Origin of the sequence: Mycobacterium sp. (genome assembly GCF_036488105.1) — a bacterium.
GTDB lineage: Bacteria > Actinomycetota > Actinomycetes > Mycobacteriales > Mycobacteriaceae > Mycobacterium.
In genome coordinates this window covers 17,292-38,092 of sequence record NZ_DASXHW010000526.1, presented here as the reverse complement: position 1 = coordinate 38,092, position 20,801 = coordinate 17,292, and the positions used below count along the sequence as shown (strand labels likewise).

General features: G+C 64.8%; 20 protein-coding genes. 12 read left to right on the top strand and 8 right to left on the bottom strand.

Going from position 1 to position 20,801, the window contains the following annotated elements:
- Positions 1–257: hypothetical protein (locus tag VGH54_RS27860; protein ID WP_331515366.1), on the bottom strand; the 257-nt coding region annotated here is incomplete at its 3' end.
- Positions 254–1,765, bottom strand: a complete 1,512-nt coding sequence (gene eccB / locus VGH54_RS27855) for a type VII secretion protein EccB (RefSeq protein ID WP_331515364.1) — start codon at positions 1,763–1,765, stop codon at positions 254–256. The genes eccB and VGH54_RS27860, both read right to left, overlap by 4 nt.
- Positions 1,766–2,062: 297 nt before the next feature.
- Between eccB and malQ the strand changes: the two genes are divergently transcribed.
- From malQ to VGH54_RS27840, 3 genes are read left to right on the top strand one after another with little or no spacing between them, the layout of a single operon-like run.
- A complete protein-coding gene (gene malQ / locus VGH54_RS27850) occupies positions 2,063–4,213 on the top strand; it encodes a 4-alpha-glucanotransferase (protein WP_331515362.1) in 2,151 nt (716 codons plus the stop codon).
- A 21-nt stretch (positions 4,214–4,234) separates the two neighbouring features.
- Positions 4,235–5,116, top strand: coding sequence for an LLM class F420-dependent oxidoreductase (locus VGH54_RS27845; protein WP_331515369.1), 882 nt, complete (start codon positions 4,235–4,237; stop codon positions 5,114–5,116).
- A complete protein-coding gene (locus VGH54_RS27840) occupies positions 5,113–5,583 on the top strand; it encodes a nuclear transport factor 2 family protein (RefSeq protein WP_331515361.1) in 471 nt (156 codons plus the stop codon). Before VGH54_RS27845 ends, VGH54_RS27840 begins: the two co-directional genes overlap by 4 nt.
- Before the next feature lie 7 nt (positions 5,584–5,590).
- Here VGH54_RS27840 and VGH54_RS27835 read toward each other — a convergent pair whose 3' ends face one another.
- A complete protein-coding gene (locus VGH54_RS27835) occupies positions 5,591–6,772 on the bottom strand; it encodes a glycosyltransferase (RefSeq protein WP_331515360.1) in 1,182 nt (393 codons plus the stop codon).
- A gap of 29 nt (positions 6,773–6,801) precedes the next feature.
- A complete protein-coding gene (locus VGH54_RS27830) occupies positions 6,802–8,106 on the bottom strand; it encodes an NAD(P)/FAD-dependent oxidoreductase (RefSeq protein ID WP_331515359.1) in 1,305 nt (434 codons plus the stop codon).
- Positions 8,107–8,240: 134 nt separating this feature from the next.
- Here VGH54_RS27830 and VGH54_RS27825 point away from each other — a divergent pair, with 134 nt between their 5' ends.
- Complete coding sequence (locus VGH54_RS27825; protein WP_414688828.1) at positions 8,241–8,528, top strand: LapA family protein; 288 nt, start codon at positions 8,241–8,243, stop codon at positions 8,526–8,528.
- Between the two features lies 1 nt (position 8,529).
- Here the strand turns inward: VGH54_RS27825 and VGH54_RS27820 are convergent, their stop codons facing one another.
- Positions 8,530–8,958 (bottom strand): type II toxin-antitoxin system Rv0910 family toxin, encoded by a 429-nt coding sequence (locus VGH54_RS27820; protein ID WP_331515358.1) that lies wholly within the window; start codon positions 8,956–8,958, stop codon positions 8,530–8,532.
- Positions 8,959–9,047: 89 nt separating this feature from the next.
- Positions 9,048–9,611, bottom strand: coding sequence for a hypothetical protein (locus VGH54_RS27815; protein ID WP_331515357.1), 564 nt, complete (start codon positions 9,609–9,611; stop codon positions 9,048–9,050).
- 186 nt (positions 9,612–9,797) lie between these two features.
- On the opposite strand from VGH54_RS27815, the gene VGH54_RS27810 reads away from it, so the two are divergent.
- The 3 genes from VGH54_RS27810 (at position 9,798) to VGH54_RS27800 (ending at position 13,690) form a co-directional block, all read left to right on the top strand.
- Complete coding sequence (locus tag VGH54_RS27810) at positions 9,798–10,814, top strand: DNA topoisomerase IB (RefSeq protein ID WP_331515356.1); 1,017 nt, start codon at positions 9,798–9,800, stop codon at positions 10,812–10,814.
- A 226-nt stretch (positions 10,815–11,040) separates the two neighbouring features.
- Complete coding sequence (locus tag VGH54_RS27805; RefSeq protein ID WP_331515354.1) at positions 11,041–12,783, top strand: DUF4407 domain-containing protein; 1,743 nt, start codon at positions 11,041–11,043, stop codon at positions 12,781–12,783.
- A 265-nt stretch (positions 12,784–13,048) separates the two neighbouring features.
- Positions 13,049–13,690, top strand: coding sequence for a peptidoglycan endopeptidase (locus tag VGH54_RS27800; protein ID WP_414688827.1), 642 nt, complete (start codon positions 13,049–13,051; stop codon positions 13,688–13,690).
- Between the two features lie 6 nt (positions 13,691–13,696).
- Here VGH54_RS27800 and VGH54_RS27795 read toward each other — a convergent pair whose 3' ends face one another.
- Entirely contained in the window at positions 13,697–14,944 is a 1,248-nt protein-coding gene (locus VGH54_RS27795; RefSeq protein WP_331515351.1) for a sulfotransferase, read from the bottom strand.
- Positions 14,945–14,972: 28 nt separating this feature from the next.
- Between VGH54_RS27795 and VGH54_RS27790 the strand changes: the two genes are divergently transcribed.
- The 3 genes from VGH54_RS27790 (at position 14,973) to VGH54_RS27780 (ending at position 17,574) form a co-directional block, all read left to right on the top strand.
- Positions 14,973–15,548, top strand: a complete 576-nt coding sequence (locus VGH54_RS27790; RefSeq protein ID WP_331515350.1) for a TetR/AcrR family transcriptional regulator — start codon at positions 14,973–14,975, stop codon at positions 15,546–15,548.
- Positions 15,545–16,666, top strand: coding sequence for a DUF1214 domain-containing protein (locus VGH54_RS27785; RefSeq protein ID WP_331515349.1), 1,122 nt, complete (start codon positions 15,545–15,547; stop codon positions 16,664–16,666). The genes VGH54_RS27790 and VGH54_RS27785 overlap by 4 nt, the downstream gene beginning before the upstream one ends.
- A gap of 140 nt (positions 16,667–16,806) precedes the next feature.
- Positions 16,807–17,574 carry a cutinase family protein gene (locus VGH54_RS27780; protein ID WP_331515348.1) on the top strand — a complete coding sequence of 256 codons (768 nt, stop codon included), beginning with the start codon at positions 16,807–16,809 and terminating at the stop codon, positions 17,572–17,574.
- Position 17,575: 1 nt separating this feature from the next.
- On the opposite strand, the gene VGH54_RS27775 is transcribed toward VGH54_RS27780, so the two are convergent.
- Positions 17,576–18,796 (bottom strand): cytochrome P450, encoded by a 1,221-nt coding sequence (locus VGH54_RS27775; RefSeq protein WP_331515347.1) that lies wholly within the window; start codon positions 18,794–18,796, stop codon positions 17,576–17,578.
- 193 nt (positions 18,797–18,989) lie between these two features.
- On the opposite strand from VGH54_RS27775, the gene VGH54_RS27770 reads away from it, so the two are divergent.
- Together VGH54_RS27770 and VGH54_RS27765 are read left to right on the top strand one after the other, a co-directional pair.
- Positions 18,990–19,541: a TetR/AcrR family transcriptional regulator gene (locus tag VGH54_RS27770; RefSeq protein ID WP_331515346.1), complete on the top strand. Its 552-nt coding sequence runs from the start codon at positions 18,990–18,992 to the stop codon at positions 19,539–19,541.
- Positions 19,542–19,586: 45 nt separating this feature from the next.
- The gene (locus VGH54_RS27765; RefSeq protein ID WP_331515344.1) at positions 19,587–20,675 is read left to right on the top strand and encodes a diacylglycerol kinase; all 1,089 of its coding nucleotides are present in this window, start codon (positions 19,587–19,589) and stop codon (positions 20,673–20,675) included.
- Positions 20,676–20,801 lie beyond the last annotated feature (126 nt).

Here is a 20,801-nt window from a genome sequence, read left to right as displayed (position 1 = left end):
CCGAACATCATCATGGCGACGCCGCCGATCATGAAGATCGGGAAGATCGAACCGGCGCCCAGGAACATGCGCGAGCCGTTGGCGACGGTCATACCGACCATGCCGACCAGCAGGCCGACCACCAGCACACCGACCACGATCAGCCACCACGGCTTACCTTCGGGCGGCGGGACACTCAGCGGTGTCGGAAGGACGATGTTCTCCGGCCTGACGGCAGGCGCCCGCTCGGGCGTTGGGCGTGCGAAACCTTGCTTCACTTGGGTACCACTAACTCTGCGGGGTTCATATCGGTCGGAAGGGTGTCGTGACGCACCAACGCATCGGCGCGAGATAGTGCGGGGCCCGGTGCCAGCAGGCGCAACGCGACCCACGGCGCCGGCGACGGCTTGGCCGTCAGCCCCAGTGCGGAGCGGGAATCACGCGTGTTCTCCACGCCGAAGCGCGCACCCGAACTCGTGAGCCACCACAGGGATTCGGCTGTACTCGATCCCGGGTCGTTGCCTGTGACGACGACCCAGTTGCCATATTCAGGGCCGAAGTAGACATGATCGGCTTCGCGGCCCGAGGAGTCCGCCTTGACCAGCGACACGATCTTGTCGGTCGAGCCGTTGGGCACCGGGATCGTCGGCCCGGAGATCACCTGGATGCGAGCGCGCTCCTCACCGGCGGTCTTCTGCCACCACCAGCACGTCGCGGGGTTCTCCTTCAGGTCGATCGGGCTTAGCGGTGCGTCGGGGTAGGCCGACAGGTCCAAACCGGTGACGACCGGCATCTTCGCCAGCGACGCGGGAGCCACGACCACCGGCGAGTTGCCTGCCGGGGTGCCGGCGTTCTGCAGGATCTGCGCGACCAGCGGATTGACCGTCTGCACGCCGTCGGCCAGCACCACTGAATACTGTTGCGGCCCACTGATTTGCGGCGTCACGATCACGGTTCCGATCGGCCCGGGTGCATGGGTGAATGCTGCCGGTTGGCCGGCGCCGGGGACTCTGGGCACCGTCAACTCGGGGCCGACGGGCAGCGAGTCGTAGAGCGCACGGCTCATCGGATGCGCCTGGCTGACGTGCTCCGGGGTCAAGCCCAGCGGCAGCAACACCGCGCGGTTGGCCGAGTCGATGCGCGACCGACGCCCCTGCCGGACCACGTAGGTGTCCTTCTCGTACCTGAGCACCACGGCGTCGGTCCCGTTCAGCACGCGGCGACGGTTCGACAGGTCGGGCGTGCCGTCGATGACGGTGACCGTTACCGGCGGCGCAGCAATGCCGGCGGTCGGTGTCACCGAGTCGCACACCAGCCACGACGACGTCGCCGGGGTGGTCGGGGAAAATTCCGACGGTGCGCCGGGGATGCCGACCAGCGGCCCGTGTGGCTGCTGGGCAATCTGGCTCCCCCGCACCTTGTGCGGGTTGTCCGCGCGTCCGGCGATCAGCCTGGCCGATGCCAGGTTCAGCGCCGGGTACAGCTTGTCGCCGACCCGGACATACAGCGCGCCCGAATCGCGGTCGGCAATGATCGGGGTGTCGTTCAGCTGCCCGGAGGGGCTGATGAAGGAGTACAGCAGGGCTCCCAGGCAGATCACCAAGGCGGCCGATATCGACGCCACCACCGCCAGCGTCTGGCGCCGGCCGGGCTCGATTTCCATCCGCACCCGCCAGCGCGTCAAGGCCATGGCGGTACGACGGGCCAGGAACTGATAACCGGTTACCTGGGTCCGGGTGGACAGTCCGAGGCCGTAGCCCGAACCCCGCTGCTGGTCACCGGCCATGCTTGCGCACGCTCCAGGCGCTGGAATGCTGTCTAGTCCCACGATTCACATGCACAACGGTAGGGCACCCCAGGCGACCTCGCCAGGTGAATGTATGGACGCGGCCGCTATTTGCGTGCACGCCGGTAGTGGTTTGCGCCACAGTGCCGTCACCTGCCATTGATTAGGTGGGAAGGAATCGAAGAAATCGTCGCTGCGCATCGTACGGCCCGGAGCAAACCCAGCTCACATAAAAGACGACGCCGAGGTGAACACTCGGATCGCATCCGGGGCGGCGCGGCAAGCAAGATGTCTCCTATGAGCCACATGCCGCCGTCGTTGGTCGAACTTGCGGGTCGATTCGGGATCGCCACCGACTATGAAGACTGGAGCGGTCGCCGGATCAACGTCCCGGAAAGCACACTGATCGCAGTGCTGGCCGCGCTCGGCGTCGCCGCCGCTGACGAGGCGGAACGCAATGCGGCGCGGGCTGCGCACGAGCGGGGGCATTGGTCGCGTCCCCTGCCGCCGACCATCCTCGGGCAGGCCGGCACGCGGACCACGTTCTGGGTACACGTGACCCACGGTCAGCCGGTCGAGGTGTGGCTGCAGCTCGAGGATGGCTCCGTCCGCACCGGCATACGCCAGGTCGACAACTTCAACGGACCATTTGACCTGGATGGACACTGGATCGGCGAGGCCAGCTTTGTGCTGCCTGACGATTTGCCGCTCGGTTACCACCGGGTGCATGTGCGCTCGGAGACGCATGAGGCCAGTGCAGCGCTGATCGTGACGCCTGGCTGGCTGGGATTGCCGGAGCGGCTGGGCGCCCGTCGTACGTGGGGATTGGCCACGCAGTTATATAGCGTCCGGTCCCGGCAGTCGTGGGGCGTCGGCGACCTCACCGATCTCGTTGACCTTGCGGTGTGGTCGGCGTCGGTTTACGACGCGGGGTATGTCCTGGTCAATCCGCTGCATGCAGCCGCCCCCAGCACACCGATGGAGCCGTCGCCGTATCTGCCGACGTCACGTCGGTTCGTCAACCCGATGTATCTGCGCGTCGAGGCCGTTCCCGAGTTCGCACAACTGCGCAAACGCGGGCGGGTGCGGCGGCTGCGGGAACGTGTCCAGAAGCACGCCGCGGCGCTGGACGCGATCAACCGCGACGCGGCGTGGGCGGCCAAGCGGGCTGCCTTGGAACTGGTGTTCGCCGTCCCGCGGACGGCAGGTCGCGAGCTGGCGTACGCGGCGTTCTGTGCTCGCGAGGGTTGCGCGCTCGACGACTTTGCGACGTGGTGTGCGCTGGCCGAGGAGTACGGCGGCGACTGGCACGAGTGGCCCGAGTCGCTGCGGCATCCCGACGCTGACGGCGTCGCAGACTTCGTCGCCGGGCATCAAGTGGTGGTGGATTTCCATCGCTGGCTGCAATGGCAACTTGACGAGCAACTGGCCGCCGCGCAGTCGCAGGCGGTCTCCGCGGGAATGTCGCTGGGGATCATGCACGACCTCGCCGTCGGAGTGCATCCCAACGGCGCCGATTCCTGGGCGCTTCAGGACGCGTTGGCCCTCGGGGTGTCCGCCGGCGCGCCGCCGGATGAGTTCAACCAGCTAGGCCAGGACTGGTCGCAACCGCCGTGGCGCCCGGACCGCCTCGAAGAGCTGGAGTATCAGCCGTTCCGCGCCTTGATCCGCAGCGTGTTGCGGCACGCGGGCGGGGTCCGCATCGACCACATCATTGGCTTGTTCCGGCTGTGGTGGATTCCGAAGGGCCAGGCCCCCACCGAGGGCACCTATGTCCGCTATGACCACGAGGCGATGATCGGCATCGTCGCGTTGGAGGCCTACCGCGCATTGGCGTTGGTGGTTGGCGAGGATCTGGGCACCGTCGAGCCGTGGGTGCGCGACTACCTACGAGGCCGCGGCGTGCTCGGCACGTCGATTCTGTGGTTCGAACTGGACCGCGACGGTGGCGGCGGGCCCCTGCCGGCCGAGCGCTGGCGCGAATATTGCCTGTCGTCGGTGACTACTCATGACCTACCGCCGACCGCCGGCTATCTGGCCAACGAGCATGTGCGCCTTCGGGATTCGCTGGGTTTGTTGACCCGGCCAGTCGAGCAGGAGCTTGCCGCCGCCGAAGCCGAGCGGGCGGCGTGGCTGGCGGAGTTGCGTCGAGTTGGCCTGTTGTCGAAACACGCCGATGTCGAGGAGACCGTGATGGCCCTCCACAAGTACCTGGGCCGGACGCCGTCGCGGCTGCTTGGGCTAGCTTTGACCGACGCTGTTGGCGATCAGCGCACTCAGAACCAGCCGGGCACCACCGATGAATATCCCAACTGGCGAGTTCCGCTGAGCGGTCCCGATGGCCGTCCGGTCCTGCTCGAAGACGTGTTCACCGATCGCCGGGCGATCGTCCTGGCCGAAGCCATGCGAGCCCAGACGGCCGTCAGCCCGACCGAAACCACCTGTTAGCTTCAATTTGCCATGAAGACCGTGAAATTCGCCGTCGTCGCCCCCGTCGCTGCCGGTGTTACCGCAGACCCGCGGTGGATGGCGGCATTCGCCCGCCACGTTGAAGCATGCGGCTTCGAATCAATCGTCGCCGTCGAGCACACCGTCCTGGCGACCCGCTATGACAGCGTCTATCCGTACGACCCTTCGGGCCGCGTGGAATTGGCGTCCGACTGCCCGGTCCCCGATCCGCTTGACCTGCTGGCGTTTCTAGCCGCCCACACTGACCGGCTCGGGCTGGCCACCGGAGTTCTGGTGCTGCCGAACCATCATCCGGTGGTGCTGGCCAAACGGGCGGCAACCGTCGACGCGTTGTCGGGCGGAAGACTGCGGCTGTGCGTCGGCGTGGGCTGGCTGCGAGAAGAGATCGAGGCGTGCGGCACCGAGTTCGAAAGCCGGGGGCGACGTGCCGACGAGCAGTTGGCGGTGCTGCGGGCGTTGTGGGATCAGCAGCCGAACGGTGTCACCCATAACGGCGAGTTCTTCGAGTTCGCCGATGTCGTCTGCAGTCCGAAACCAGTTGCCGGGCGAAATGTTCCGGTGCATATCGGCGGCCATAGTAAAGCAGCTGCTCGGCGGGCCGGTCGCTTCGGCGACGGCTTTCAGCCGTTGGGAGTGGCCGGTCCCCAGCTGCAGGAGATGCTGGGGCTGATGCGCGACGAGGCCGCGGGCGCGCGACGCGATCCGGCAGATATCGAAGTGTCGCTGGGTCATTCGGTCACCAAAGTCGACCTTGAACGCGCTGAACGGTTGGTCGCACAGGGCGCCGATCGACTGGTGCTGGCCATGCCGCCGACCACCGATCTCCAGCAAGCCAAGGACGAGCTGTCGGCTTGCGCCCAACGGCTGTCCCTGTCGACATGACGCTCAGCGGGCTCGACCGGGCGGCTCTCACCGACCTCGTACATCGTTACGCCGCAGATGTCGATGACCGGCGATTCGATTCCGTCGCAAAGCTTTTCACCGAACATGCGGAGCTGACACTGCCTGACCCGCCGACGACCTTAGAGCCGGTTCACCAGCACCGTGGTCGCGCGGCCATCAGGGCTGCAGCGGCTACCGTCGCTGCCACAATCCGCACCCAGCACGCCGTTGTCGGCGAGGTCTATGACGCCGGTCCCCGACCGGGAACCGCCCGCGGGCGTATCGCCTGCGTTGCGCATCACTGGATCCGGCATGGGGATCAGCTCCTCGACGTGACGTGGCATCTGCGATACGACGACGAATATCAGTGCGTCGAGACGAAGTGGCGGATTCGCAGCCGGCTTTTGACGATCGACGCCATTGACAACCGGCACGTGCGGCAGGTGCGAGGCGGCCCCTCGGGCTGAGGGCTGATCAGCCGCCAGTCCCTCGGCGGGCGATGTCTTCGAGCAGATCAGCTGCCCTGGTGAGGCTTTCGGCAGGTGTGGTCATTTGCGCCGCGACAGCGCGGGCCCGCGCGGCGTAGTGCGGTGAGAGGATCTGGTGCAGGTCGACGGTCAGCGAATCCAGGGTGCTGTCCGAAAAGCGCCGTCCGAAGCCGACTTCGAGGTATTCGATCGCCGCCGCCCACATCGGCTGATCGAGCCCATTCCAGAGGATCAACGTGGGAGTTCCAGCGCGCAGGCCGGCGGCGGTGGTACCGGCGCCGCCATGATGAACGACGGCGCGGCAGGCCGGAAATACGGCCGCATGGTTCACTTCGCGCACGACCTTGACGTTCTCCGCAATCGGGACACCGCCAAAATCGTTCGCGCCCAAACATATCAAGGCTCGAGCGCCGGCCCGCGAACACGCCGCGCCGATCACGGCGATTGTGTCAGCCGGTGCCGCCACAGGCGTGCTGCCGAAGCCGAAGTACACCGGCGGCGGTCCAGCACCCGTCCACGACAGCACCTCGTCGTCGGCGTCGGTGGGCAACTGGAGCGTCAGCGCGCCGACGAAGGGCCGCCGATCGTCTTCGGCCGCCCATTGGGCCGCCAACGCGGGCACGCAAAGCTCCTCGTACGCCTGGATCTCCAGCGGTCGCTCGCCGGGTCGGGGTTCGTCCGGCAAGCCGAGCGCCTGGCGCTGGGCGCGATCGGTGTGCGTCGTGGCGCCGCCCTGGGGAGATCCGGACTGCAAGATCTGCGACGGGAAGAAGTGCAGCGCCGCCAGCGGAATATGCCGGTACTCAGCAACATTGGCGGCCGGCGCCTGCTCGGTCATACCCGCCACCAGCAGGTCGGCGTCAGCTGTCAATGACACCAACGTGGTGTTCTTCTCCGCCACGACCTGAGCAACGTATTCGACGGCTTGCGGGATTGCGCTGACTGGGTCCTGCAGCATCCGGGTAAAGTCCTCGTCGCCGAGGAGTTCCTGCCAATCCCGGCCATACGGCACCGAAACAAGACCCGCCGACTCGACGTACGCGCGCATCTCCGGCGGCACCGTCGCAGCCATGCGTACATCGTGACCTCGGCGGAGCAGTTCCGCGCCGACGGCGATAGCGGGCTCGACATCGCCCCGGCTGCCATAGGCCGCCACGACGATCCTCATGGGAGGAAACTAACGTGCCGTGACGCGTCTCAGCCAATTTTCGGCAGTGGAATACCCTCGCTGGTCGAGAACTCGGCGTCGCTTTGTGTTGAGAGGCCCAGCGATACGACCGAACGGGCGAACAGCGCGTCGGTGAGATACGCCAGCGCAACAGCCCATCGGTTGACCCCGCGAGGTATCGCATACAAGTGGTAGGCGCGGGTGACGAATTTGGCCGGGAATCCCGACAGTTGGATCTTCAGGGGGTTTGCCACTGCCTGATGCGGCCCCAGGTCGACCACCAGACCCATGTCGTGGTGCTTGTACTCTCGCTTCTTACCGCGCCCGAGGCTGGCGGCCACGTTGTCGCCCAACACTTTTCCCTGTCGGATCGCGTGCTGGGCGGTCGGTGGAGTGATCTTGCCCGGTTGGGTCACGTCCGGCACCGCCGCGGCATCGCCGGCCGCGAAAACGTCGGGATGGCCGGGCACCGCGAAATCGGTCTGCACCTTCAGCCGGCCCTTCTCGGTGGGTAGTCCCAGCGTCTGGATCAGCGGGGCGGCGGTCACCCCGGTCACCCACGCGACCGTACGGGTCTCCACCCGCGAATTGTCGCTGAGTACGACGTGGTCCGGGTGAACCTCGTTGAGCGTCAAGCCCAATCGGACGTCGACCCCGCGTCGGTGCAGCACCCTCATCGCGCGGGCCCCCAGCTTTTCGCCGACTTCAGGCATCACCTGCTCGGCGAGGTCCAGCAGCAGGAACTTCACGTCGGCCAGGTCGAAATTCAACTGCTTGGCCGCGGCGTTGACCAGTGCGCGCAGCTGCAGGATGAGTTCCGTCCCGGAATACGATGCCCCCACCACGACGATGGTGCGCCGAGCTCGCACGAGTTCGGCGTCGTCGTCCACGCAGGACAACTCCAATTGCTCGACCACGTGGTCGCGCAGGTACAGCGCCTCCGCAGTCGACTTCAAACCCCTTGCGTACTGGGCTAATCCGGGGATGTCGAACAAGCGGGTGACCGATCCCGGTGTCAACACCAGCCGGTCCCACGACAACGAACGAGAACGCTGCTCGAGGTCGGTAAACTGCAGCCGGTGCTGCGCTAAATCGACATTGTCGACCCGCCCGCGAATCTTGCGTACGCCATGAAGAGTCCCCGCGAGCGGGATCGTGACGAATCGCGGGTCGACCACTCCCCCGGCCACGTCTGGCAACAGCGGCGTGTAGAGCATGTAGTCGACCGGCGAGATGATCGTGATATCGACATCGGTTTTGCGCAGTCGGCGGCCCAAGCGCCGCGCGCACTCGAAGCCGGTAAATCCACTGCCCACGATCACGACCGACGTCACCATGTTTATCTTGCCACCCGGCGGCAACCACAAACCGACTTCCAGGGGCCGCGAGCTGCAAAGCGGTTTTCTCGCTGGTAAATCCGGGTAACTCCTCAGAACGCTCGTGAAGCGAGTGACACCGAAGGAGAGCCATGGGAGACAACGCGAGCGATCCCATCGACCATCACCGAACGACGCAGCCCCTCGCCGGTGAGACGATGAAGAACACAGCGAAGGCGCCGGGTTTGGTTTTTGTCGCGGCGGCCGTCGTGGCGTTTGTGATCTGCCTGGCCAGTTTCGCCGTCCGGCAAGTCAGCGTCGGAGTCGGCGCCGCGATCGTCGCCTTGCTGGCCGCCGGTGCTGCGCTGGCCTGGTTGACCATGGAGGGGCGGCGAGTCCGCCAAATTCAACGGGATTCGAGCAGTACCCGCCGTCGCTGAACTACTCTAGTTCGGCCAAGTTGCACACAGACTTACGGACGTCCGACTTGATGATTCGTGCCACCAGTCGTCCCAGCCGCCCGTTGAGCAGACCACCGCCAAGGTCGGCAGTTAGATTAAACGTGGACCCCGGATGCTCGTCGGTCACCTTCATGGCAACCGTGATTTGTATCCCGCCGCGTCCGCGGCCGGATAACTCGATCGCTTTCGGCTCGTCGTACCGCGTGACGGTCCAGTGGATGACGTTGCGGAATCCCTTGACCTTGATCAGTGACGACACGCAGGTGCCCTTTTCGATCTTCTCGGGCACCTCGCCGCGCCAGCCGCCGAAAATCGTCATCCAGTCGCCGAACCGGCTCAGGTCTGACGCCAGCTTCCAGGCGGACTCCGGCGAAAGCTTCGACGACGTCGAGATATCCACCCGTGCCATGTCGTCTCGCTCTCCCGTGATGTCAATACCCCGCCGTGCTGGCGGTGCATACCCTCAGGTACCCGCTTGATAAACCGCGGTTTCGCAGATCAGATACCTTTCCAGGTCTGATCGAGTTGCTGGGCCACGTCGATGACTTGTGCCGCTTGGGATTCGGGCGCATCGATTTCGTCGTTGACATATTGCGCGATGAAACGCCGGATCTCCCCGTCGACGCCGGCGACGACGCGCAGCAACTCCCCACGAATACTTTTCGACGACACGTGGACGTTGATGTCCGACGGGCGCGGCTTCGCGACGTCGACAATCAGCAGCAGTGGCTCCGCCGCGCGCGCGGTCGCGCTCAGCCCGATGTCGCCGTCCACCGTGAAGCGCTGCTTGTCGATTCTTAGGTCGACGAGCAGGTCGATGAGCAGGGGGATGTGAATGTCAAAAGTGATGCTGTCGTCGACGTTGCGAGTGACCTGCGGTTGTTTGATGGTCACGTTGGCGCTGACTTTGGCGATCTTGCCTGGACCCTGAGCCATCGGGGGCATGTCGAACTGGCTGCCCGCGATCGCGGCGAACGCCGCGCCGACCCGCTCCTCGGTTACGGCCACCTCGAAAAAACGTCGTCCGAAGGTCTCGTAGCTGACGTACTCAAAGCCCTGCATAAGTTAATACCGTCTCACGTCGGCTTGCGCGGCGGTGACTGATCCGATCGTGTCGGGCCAGTCGGGCACGCACGGCGTTAGCCGAATGCCGTGGCTGGGTAAACCTGTGCGGATGAAGTGCAACGAAGCTGGACGCGCGTCGTGCGTCTCGGATCATCTACCCGGCGGCCCTAGCGACCGGTCCGAATGAGGCTGCGCAAGAGTACGGTCGGTGGCCCGGGATTTCGTCGCATCCGCCGCGGCCGTGGTTTTTCTTATCTCGACAACGACCGGGAACGCGTTGACGACGATGAGGTGTTGGCGCGCATCGAGGCGCTTGTGATTCCGCCGGCATGGAAAGACGTCTGGATTTCTCCACACCCGAATGGACACATTCAGGCAGTCGGCACCGACGCGGCGGGCCGTCGGCAGTACCTCTACCACGAGCGCTGGCAGACCGAGAGATCCGAGGAGAAGTTCGACCGGGCGGTAAGCCTGGCCAAACAGCTGCCCAGCTGGCGCCTTGGCCTGCTGATCGACTTGCGGCGACGCGGACTGGGGCGAGATCGCGTGTTGGCGCTGGCACAGCATCTGATCGACCAAGGGTATTTCCGGGCCGGTGGCGAGGAATACGTCGAGGAGAACGGGAGCTACGGGCTGTCCACACTTCTGCGTGATCACGTTCGATTGCGACGCGATAGCGTCGATTTCGATTACCCGGCCAAAAGTGGTGTGCGTCGGACAGTTTCGTTAGACGATCCTCTGGTTATTGGTGCGGTCAAGTCGCTGCTCCGAGCCGATACGACCAGTGCCCGGCTACTCGTTTACCGCGCAACCGACGGTTGGTCCGAAGTGCATGCCGATGACATCAATACCCGGTTCCGAGAGCTCGTCGGCGAGGAATTCAGCGTAAAAGACATACGGACGTGGCACGGCACCGTGCTGGGCGCCGAGGCATTCGCCATCGCGGGTGACCCGAAGTCAAAGACGGCACGCCGTCGTGAAGAAGCAGCTGTGATGCGAGCGGTGGCGGATCAATTGGGCAATACACCTGCGGTGGCCCGGCGCTCCTATGTGGATCCGCGTGTTGTTGCGGCGTACGAGCAGGGCATCACTATCGCTCCGACACTGCGCCGGTCCAAGCGCAAACGAACACCGGAGGCAAGGCGCGAAATCATCGAGCAGGCAACAGCGCAAATGATCAGGCGTATTGACCGTAGTTGACCCGTCTGCGCCGCGCTGATTTTGGTCGCCGGAACGCTCACGAACGCGACCCGGCGGCGCTAGATGTCTGCACGGGTGTACTTGTGAGAGAATTCAGCCGTCGCACCGGTGCGATCCGGTATGGGCGCTTCGGTTGCATATGTGAACCGCCCTCACACCCACCCGCTCGTTCGATATCCATGGCCGTGGCCTTTATGGCCGGCAATTCTGGAGGTACCCGACTCCGATGTGCGCGCATCAAATTGCAGAACCACGAACCCCGGGCTCGTCGATAGGGGCCTGGCTCACCTGGCTGGGCGGCGGCGACCGCGTTGAACTCAACGAACGCCACGAGCGGTCCACACACGCGGTGGCAGGCGTGGTTGTGCTGGTCAATGTCGTATTGACGTGGGTGGTGACGACCCTCGCTGTCATGCCGGCGGTACACATGTCGGCGTCGGTCGTGGTGCCGTTCACCTTGGTATTCGCTCTATTGGTGGGCGCGACGGCCCGGGCGATCGCGACGGGCCCGACGCGCGGTGCCGCCGGACGCGGAGTGACGGCGATTGCCGTGGTCGTGGTGATGGCCTTGGGCGGGGTCGTCGGCGAGTTCGCGGCGCTCGCGCTGTTCTCCGGCTCGATTGACCGCGTGATTCAGCAGCAAGCCGCGCGCAACGCCGTTTCGGCGCCGGCCGTTGTCCAACAATCCACCAACCTGCAGCAGGTGCGCCAGGCACGCGTCGCGCTCGACCAGGCCGTCGACGCGGCCCGCGCGCACCGAGACGAGGCCCTGATGGTCGCACGCTGCGAATACCATCCCACGCCGGCGTGTCCGCAGACCCGAATCACCGGCGTACCCGGTTCCGGACCCGAAACCCGAACGGCTAATGAGCTTCTCGCGGACTCCCAGCGAGAACTTGACCAAGCGATCGCGGCTCGTGACCGACGAGTCCCCGGGCTGGAGGACCAAATCAACCACGGCGAGCGGGTGCTTGACGAAGCGCGCCAGACCGTGATCGGGGAGATGGATCACGGTCTGGGCTCGCGTTGGGTCGCGATGCAGCAGTTGGCGTCGGCCAGCGCGGGAGCACTGGCACTGCGCGTGCTGACGGTCGGGTTCTTCATAGCTCTGGGCGTATTGCCCCTGATCCTGCGGCGGTGGCGCGGAGAAACGAGCCATGATCGCCACGCTCAGGCCCGCGCCGAACGTGAACGCGCCGAGTTGGTGGCCGATACAGCGATCGCCGTGAAGCGAGCGGAGGTGCGTGCGGCCGCCGAAACCATGTGGGCCGAACAGCAACTCGAACAAGCCCGACTGGCCGTCGAGGCACAGACGGAAATCGACCGCGTGCAGCTTCGTCATCGGGTGAACGCCGCGATTGAGGTCACGAAACGCGACCCGGAACCGGTGGAAGACAACATCTACCTGCCGATCGCCGCGGAAGCGCACGCCGCGAGTCTTGCCGCCGAGGCGTCGGCGACCACCGAGGGGAGCGAGACAAAGAATCTACCGGCAATAGCCGAGCCGCCTGATATGCCTCCCACACAGTCGATTCCAACCATCCCCGATGTCACCAGAGCAGCCGCTCGGTGGATCCGCCCATTGATACCGAGTTTCGTAGCCCGCGCAATCGACACGTCAACTCATCCGCTTCGCACCGCGCGCCAAGTCATCGAGGAGTTCGAGGAAATCACGTTCTCGCTCAAGAGAACTCACAAGATCACTATCGAAGCTGAGGAGGACACCGGCGCGTCGTCCACCTACCGATCGGTTTCAGTCCATTCGCCTGACAATCGCGACAGCAGCGACCTCAGTGCGGGCGCTGCTGTGGCCCAGGCAGTTTCGTCGCATCGTCCGCAAACGGGGCACGCGGAAGGTCAGTCGTTGATTTCCGGAGGTCTTGAAAAACAAGGCAAATTGGCTGAGCGTGACGGGCCTGCTGAGCTGCGTGCAGCCGACGGACCGCCGCAATTGCCGCCTGCTCAATAGCTTGACGAGTAGTTAACAAAACCGCCTCCCCGACCTGCGTACATGTACGTAAGCAAAGCGCAAAACCGAGATTTCGCTCACAGCGATAGATAACACTTTGTTAAACAGGGCTTTTGGCTTAAAGTTGCTGCATCTGGGACTTCACTCAGCGAAAAGTCAAGAACGGGTTACTCTTCCACTCGCGTAGAATTGACGATTTGGAAACCCTTATCTACCAGGTCTTTTTGCGGGCGCATGTAATGCACGTCATGTGTTGGGCGCAAAGGTGATGGCGCGCACAAATTTTGGCCCACTATTGATCTTGTTTGTAACGTCCCGGTTCATGTTTGTTTTAGCAACACTGATGGGCCTGATTGAGCAAATGTCAGGCACGCCGTACATCACCGGTGGAAACTCCACGGCGGGTACGGACTGTTCGGGTCTGGCCTCCTTGGTATCGAACGTGGCAACGGACCGCCCCGCTTTCAGCGGCCGGTTCAACACGGGAAATGAAGAGCCGGCGTTGTTGGCGCGCGGCTTCCACTACGGCACCGCCCCCGGCGCTCTGGTGATCGGCTGGAACGGCGGCCACACCGCGGTGACGCTGCCCGATGGAACTCCCGTCTCCAGCGGTGAAGGCGGTGGTGTGCGCATTGGCGGCGGCGGGGCCTACCAGCCTCAGTTCAGCCATCACATGTACCTGCCGGTCGACGGCGATGCTCCAGGCGATGCCCCGGCTCCGGTCCTGGTGAACATACTGGCCCCAGCGCCACCGGCTCCGGATGCCGCCCCGGCCGATGCTCCCCCGCCGCCCGCTCCCGATGCTCCGCCGGCTCCCGATGCTCCGCCTCCCCCGCCGCCGGCTCCAAACGCCCCCCCGCCCGGTGCCCCGGAGAACGAAGCGCCTGCGCAGCCAGACGCTGCCTAGACGCACTCAGGCCAAGAACCGCTCGCCATAGCGGGCGAACCGGTTGGGCAGGTCGCGCTCGTCGAGTCCGAACATATCGGCCGACGTCGCGATGCTGCCCAACCGTCCACGCTGGTGGTGTTCCAGGTAATCGGCAATCGCGGCGCGGGCCGGCCCAGTGAGCGGTTCGCCGGCCAGATCGTAGATACGTTCGGCTATCCCCAGTTCGTCGGACATGAACTCGTCGAATCGCACGTCGATCGAGCGCGTTGGCGGGATGACGTCCCGGTCGCGCACGAACGCGTCGAGCATGTGTTGCAGGCGCTCTGCCCACGATGCGGCTATCTCGTGCACCGGCACCGGAGACCGATGCATCCGGGCGGTATACGCCAGCATCGCCAGCATCGACAGCACCACCGGCACCGGCTCGCGGTGGGTGCACACCACAACCACGCCGGGGAAGACGGCATCAAGCACCGGCAACTGCTCAAGGTGTTGCGGTGATTTCAGCAGCCAACGACGGCCGCCTCGAAGGAATAGCAGCGCCTTCAACTGCAGACGCAGGTACTCGTAAGACGATGTTTGGTCGTGCGCCAAGTAGTAGTCGCGCCAGCGTGGCACGTGGCCCAGCGTCTCGAACAGCATCGTGGAGAAGTCGTTGGCCAGCAGCTGGATCTCTTCATGAACGTGATCGGTGGTCATCTCGTGCATGAGTCGAAAGTGCGGCATCGCAGCGTTCATGAACTCGACGGCGGCATCCATTCGTGCCCGGCGCGGATCTGGCTCGGCCCCCACCTCGGCGGGCAGCGGAAACGGCTCAACGCTCTCCCAGTACGGAATGGTGCGGAACGTTGGGCCCGCCGCCAGCAGGTTGTGCAAATGGGTAGTGCCGGTACGCGGCAGTCCCGCGATGACGACCGGCGGTAGTAACTCGATATCGCGGATTTCGGGGTGCCGCGTGAGTAGATCGTTGAGCAGCAGCCGATTCTTCAGTGACTGCAGTACCTGAGCATGGAAGTTGACGACTCCAGGGCCGTGCAGGCCGTCGATCTCGCGCAGCGCGGCCAGGTAGACCTCGAGACGCTCCCGGTAGTCATCAGGGCCGAAGTCGGTCAGCCCGGTCTCGGCCGTGGCTTTGGCGTGCAGCGCATCGGCGTCCAGCGGGCATTCTGGCGCCATTGTGGCCATCAGGTCGCGGATCTGGTCCATTTGGGGGCTGAAGCGCGGTTCGGCCAGGTCATCGAGATGCACGAGTGCTGGAGCGGTATCGGTCACGGCGACTTATGTTACTCTGAGTTCCGTAATGACGACAGAGCTTGGCCGCCCCCGCGATAAACGCATCGATAGCGCGGTCATGCGCTCGACTGTGGAGCTGCTCGCCGAGACCGGCTACGCCGACTTGTCGGTCGATGCGATTGCGCGACGGGCCGGCACCAGTAAACCGGCGATCTACCGGCGCTGGCCCAGCAAGGCGCACCTCGTTCACGAGGCGGTCTTCCCGATCAGCGACGCCACCGCCCTGCCCGACAGCGGATCGTTAGCCGGGGATGTGCGTGAGATGGTCAGCCGCACGGCGGAAGTGTTGACCACTCCGGCTGCACGCGCCGCGCTGCCTGGCCTGGTGGGCGAGATGGCCGCTGACCTGACGCTGCACTCGGCTCTGCTGGAGCGCTTCGGCGACATCCTTTCGCGGGGGCTGACCGATCGCCTGGCAGACGCCGTCGAACGCGGTGAGGTACGGCCCGACGTCACCGCCGCCCAGATGGTCGAGGTGGTCGCCGGAACTACCTTCCTTGCCCTGCTCACCCGCGGGGATGCTCTGGACTATTCCTGGGTAGACCGCACAGCCGCACTGATAACGAGGGGAATCAGGGCATGACCAATAGCGAGCACGAGTCCACCGCCGCATGGCGTGAGCTACTGGACACCTTGAGCGGGCTGGATCGCTCATTCCTGGACGGTGAGCGCGCTGTGGCCGATGACCGGCAGATCGCCGACGGCTACCGGATGCTCGCGACCACCCTGGGCGTCGCATTCGACACCTATTTGTTCGGTGAGCCGAGCCGGCCGATGTTCGTGGAAGTCAACACCCCCTTCCGGCGCGACCGGCGATGGGGAGGCGATAACACCGACGCCTACTACTACATCTGTCCGGTCGATCCCGGGCGCCGTTATCGAATCAGCGGCAACCGCGGCGACAGCGTCTACTTCTCGCTGACGGCTTACAACGAACCATCGCCGGGGGCGTGGTCGGACCGGATCGTGGCGATCGTGCGCGATGACGACCTCGACATCGACGCCGCGGGTAACTTCGCGTTCGAGCTCGGCCCGACCCCGGACGCGGCCGTGCTGATGACTCGCGACTACCAGGCCGATCCCCTGACGGGGCGCGCGGTCAACTGGCACATCGAGGCACTCGATGAGCCCGAGCCCATTCGGCACGGGGACGCCGAGACCGCGGCAAAGCTTCGGGCAAGTGCGGCCTGGATGCGCACGATGTTCGCGATCGTGCCGCTGGCCGTGGGTGCGCGAGTGGACGACTCGCACGCGCTTGGGCACGAGATCGCTCATGCAGCAAACCAATTCGCCGAACCCTACCAAGTCTCGGATGCCAATTTCGGGTGGTCTGCCCGCGACGCCTGCTATTCCTATGGCAGTTTCGTCCTCGACGAGGACGAGGCGCTAGTCATCACCCACCGTCCCCCGAAATGCCGATTCTGGAATCTGGTGGTGTGGAACCAATTCATGGCCACGCACGGCGTCACTGACGCGCGTTGCTCGATCAACGGCCGCAGTGCTGCACTCAATGCGGACGGCACTGTGACGATCGTCATCTCCCAGGGAGTGACGGCGCATCCCAATTCCCTGACCACGCTTGACTATCCCCGCGGAAACCTGGCCTTCCGGTGGTTCCTCGCCGACGAGGTTCCGGCTCGGCCGGAAGTGCGACTGGTCAAGCTGGCTGACGCGCCGACCAGCGTCGACGCGGTGCGCTGAATCACGCTGCCGCACCGGTTAAGTGGCCGCCGCAGCGTATAGATAGCTCGAACCCTCCGGGTGGACGGGCGCGTGGCTCACAACTATGCGAGACTGCTCAGGGTATGCGCAGAAAGTTCTTAGTTTGGACAAGTAGTTCTATGGGAATGTGGAGCAGCATGAAGGCCCGTCATCTTCCTTCCGTCCTCGGTGCTGCGGTAATTGCAACGGGGGGCCTTAGCGCCTCGGTCGCCCCTACCGCTGCTATACCCTCAGCGTCCGCCCAGCCATGTCCCGATACCGAGGTGGTGTTCGCCCGCGGTACCGGTGAGGACCCGGGTCTCGGGCCGACTGGACAAGCCTTCGTCGACGCGCTCCGCGGCCGCTTGGGCGGCAAGTCGATGGACGTCTACCCGGTCAACTACCCGGCCAGCGACCAATGGTCGACCGGCCTCGACGGCATCCGCGATGCCGGGTCGCACATCCTCAGCGAGGCCAGCGCCTGCCCCAATACCAAGATGGTGCTTGGCGGTTACTCGCAGGGCGCGGCGGTCGCGGGCTTCGTCACGTCACCCGCCGTCCCCGACTCGGTGCCGCAGGACGTCGATCCGGCAACGATCCCCAAGCCGTTGGACCCGGCGATGGCCAACCACGTCGCTGCGGTCGTGCTCTTCGGTACGCCAAATGTGCGCGCGATGAACTTTCTCGGCCAGCCCAAGCTGGTCATCGGACCGCTCTACCAGTCGAAAACCATCCAGGTGTGCGCCGTCGAGGATCCGGTCTGCTCGGACGGGGTCAACTTCGCGGCACATAACACCTACGCCGACGACGGAAGCGTGATCTCCCAGGGTGCGGATTTCGCTGCGAGCCGTCTGCAAGCAGCGGGCGGTCAACCCTCGCCGGCACCGCAGCACGGTTTCGGCAACTGAGCTAGCCAGCGATACGGACCGTCAGCCCCAGCTTTTCGAGCCGGCGCACCAACAGGCTCGGTAGCCAACGGCCGACGTCGGCGACGTCGATCGCAGAAGTGCCTGCAAGCAGCCGGCGCAGCACGACCGTCGCCTCCAGGCGCGCGAGCGCGGCGCCGACGCAAAAGTGCGCTCCCTTCCCGAAGGTGATGTGTCCTTTGCCGACGGCGCGGTCGAGCCGGAACTCGTCGGGTGCGTGGAAGTGAGCGGGATCCCGGTTGGCCGCACCCCACAACAGCAGCAGACGCGATCCCGCGCGCAGCTCGGTGCCACAGAGGGTGGTATCGACAGCGACGTGCCGGTAATGCCCACGAAACGGCGGCTCATACCGCAGCGTCTCCTCGATGAAAGCCCCCAGCAATTCCGGGTTTTCGCGGACCTGCTGCTGAATATCGGGCCGAGTGGCCAATATCCATGCTGCGCTGCCGAGCAATGAGGCGGTGGACTCGCCGCCGGCGGCAAAGAGCGTGATCATGATCCCGAGGGCAACAACGTCGTCCAATTCGCCTGCGGCACATGCGGCGGCGAGGTCGCCGAGCAAGTTGTCCTGCGGGTTGACGGCAGCCCGCGCGAAATGATCGGAGATGTACCCGCCGAGCTCCATCACGGACGCGGACGCGGCGGTGAGCTGATCGGCCGACACCAGGCCCTCGAGCAGTTGGGTGCCCGCATATCCCCACTCGACAAGTCTGTCGACATCCGCTTCGGGCACACCAATGAGCCGGGCAACCACCATCATTGGCAGCCGGTTGGCCACGGCGCCCATCCATTCGATGCGCCCGCCGCGCAGGCCATCCATCCATAGCCGGTCGGCAGTGTCGGCGACGAACGCTTCCAGTGCGCGGATCTTCTTCGCCGCCAGATGAGGCAGCAGCAGCTTGCGGTGTACAGCGTGTGCCGGATCATCGGCGATGGCCAGCGCGTGCGACGGATCACCGATGGGCGCCATGGCGAAAGGCGTGATCGTGCCGTCTGGCTGGTACACCATGGTGGCGGTCAGATTCGATGAGAACTCGTCGACCCGGGCGATGACGTCGACAACCGCGTCCCAACTGGACACTGCGTAGAAGTCCGAATCACCGATCTGACCGACCGCTCCGGCTGCGCGCAGCTGGTGGTACAGCGGGTAGGGATCCTGCAGGTAATCAGCGTCGAACAGCTCGATCGGATCGCAGACCGTCATTTGTCCAGGTTGAGCGGCCGACGCAGCACCGTCAACGGTGCCGGTCGAAATCGAAAACCGGGCGTGCGCCGGCATGAACGGGATTCGTCTCACACAGCCGCCAGACCTGCACCTACACTGAGAATAACTGTCAGTCTGTCTCAAATACGAGAATCGACGGCTGGATATTCTCTGACGTCAGGAGGACCGGGCGATGCCTCGCGACGACTGGGTGGTGGGCGGCGACCGCCGCAAGGCCGCCGCCGAGCGCATTTACGACGTGGCCACCGACCTCATCGCCCGAGAGGGGCCGGAGGCCTTCGACATCGAGTCACTGGCGGCGCGTGTGCACTGTTCTCGGGCCACCATCTATCGATACGCCGGCGGCAAGGCCGAAATTCGCGACGCGGTGGTAGCCCGCTCGGCGGCCCGCATCGTCGACACCGTCCGTCAGAACGTCCAAAATCTGCGCGGGCCAGAGCGGGTCGTCACCGCGATCACGGTCGCGCTCAAATTGATTCGCGCCGATCCATCAGGCCAACTCATGTTCAACTCGATCCGGGCCAACGACGTCATCTGGCTCACCGGATCGCCGCTGCTGGCCGGCTTCGCCACCGAGCTCACTGGACTGACCGACCAGGACCCGCAGGCCGCGCAATGGGTGGTGCGTGTGGTGATGTCGCTGCTGTATTGGCCAGTTGGGGATGCCGCCACCGAAGGCGAGATAGTGCAACGATTCGTCGCGCCGGCATTCACCGTGGACTAGCGTCGAGGGCGGTTTGTCGCTCGCATCCATTGACGGAGGACATCTATGGCGATCCGGGTCGCTCACGTCGGCACTGGAAACGTCGGTCGGCTGGCGTTGATTCAACTCGTAACCAGTCCGCAGTTCGAACTGACCGGGGTGTGCGTCTCGACACCACAGAAGGTCGGCAAGGACGCCGGTGAACTCGCCGGTCTTGATGTCACTACCGGCATCACGGCGGTCGACGATCTCGATGCCTTGCTCGCGACCCGACCGGAATGCGTCGTGCACTGCGCAATGGGTGATACCCGGCTGCCGGAAGCGATGGCGGATGTGATGCGCATTCTCGCCGCAGGTATCAACGTCGTCGGGTCATCGCCCGGGCTGCTGCAGTACCCGTGGGGCGTGATGCCGGACAAGTACATCGCACGTGTGGAAGATGCTGCCCAACAGGGTAATTCGAGCCTCTTTATCAGCGGTGTCGACCCGGGATTCGCCAACGACCTGATCCCGTTCGCCCTCGCCAGCACCTGCCAGCGGATCGAACAGGTACGTTGCATGGAGATCCACGACTACGCCAGCTACGACGGCGCGGAGGTCATGCACTACATGGGATTCGCCCGGCCTCTGGACGAGATTCCGATGTTGCTGCAGCCGGGCGTGCTCAGCATTGCGTGGGGCACGGCGATCAGACAGCTGGCGGCCGGTCTCGGTATCGAGGTCGACGAGATCACTGAGTCCTACCAGCGCGAGCCGGCGCCGGAGGATTTCGACGTCGCAGTGGGCCACGTCGCCAAAGGTACGTTGGCCGCATTGCAGTTCGAGATTCGCGGCATGGTCAAGGGGCATCCTGCGATCGTCATCGAGCACATCACCCGGCTGCGGCCGGATCTACGACCCGACTGGCAGCAACCCGCTTCAGGCGGTGGCTCGTATCGCGTCGAGATCACCGGCGAGCCGTCATACGCGGTCGACATCGTTCCGAGCAGCCGCTACGGCGACCACAACCAGGCAGCGATCGCCGGTGCGGCCGGCCGGATCGTCAACGCCATTCCGGCTGTGCTTGCCGCGCCGCCCGGGATCCGGACCACGATGGACCTGCCATTCATCACGGGAAGCGGGCTGTACGCGCGCGAGGGCGTCGTCGCGGTCTAGCTGAAAACTACTGTTAGGCAGGATCTTCCGGCATATACCTGAGGACGCGTCGGGCCGGGCCGTTCCAACCGAAGCGGGCTACTGGTGCTTCTTGAACCAGCTGACTGACGGCGGACCACGTCACCG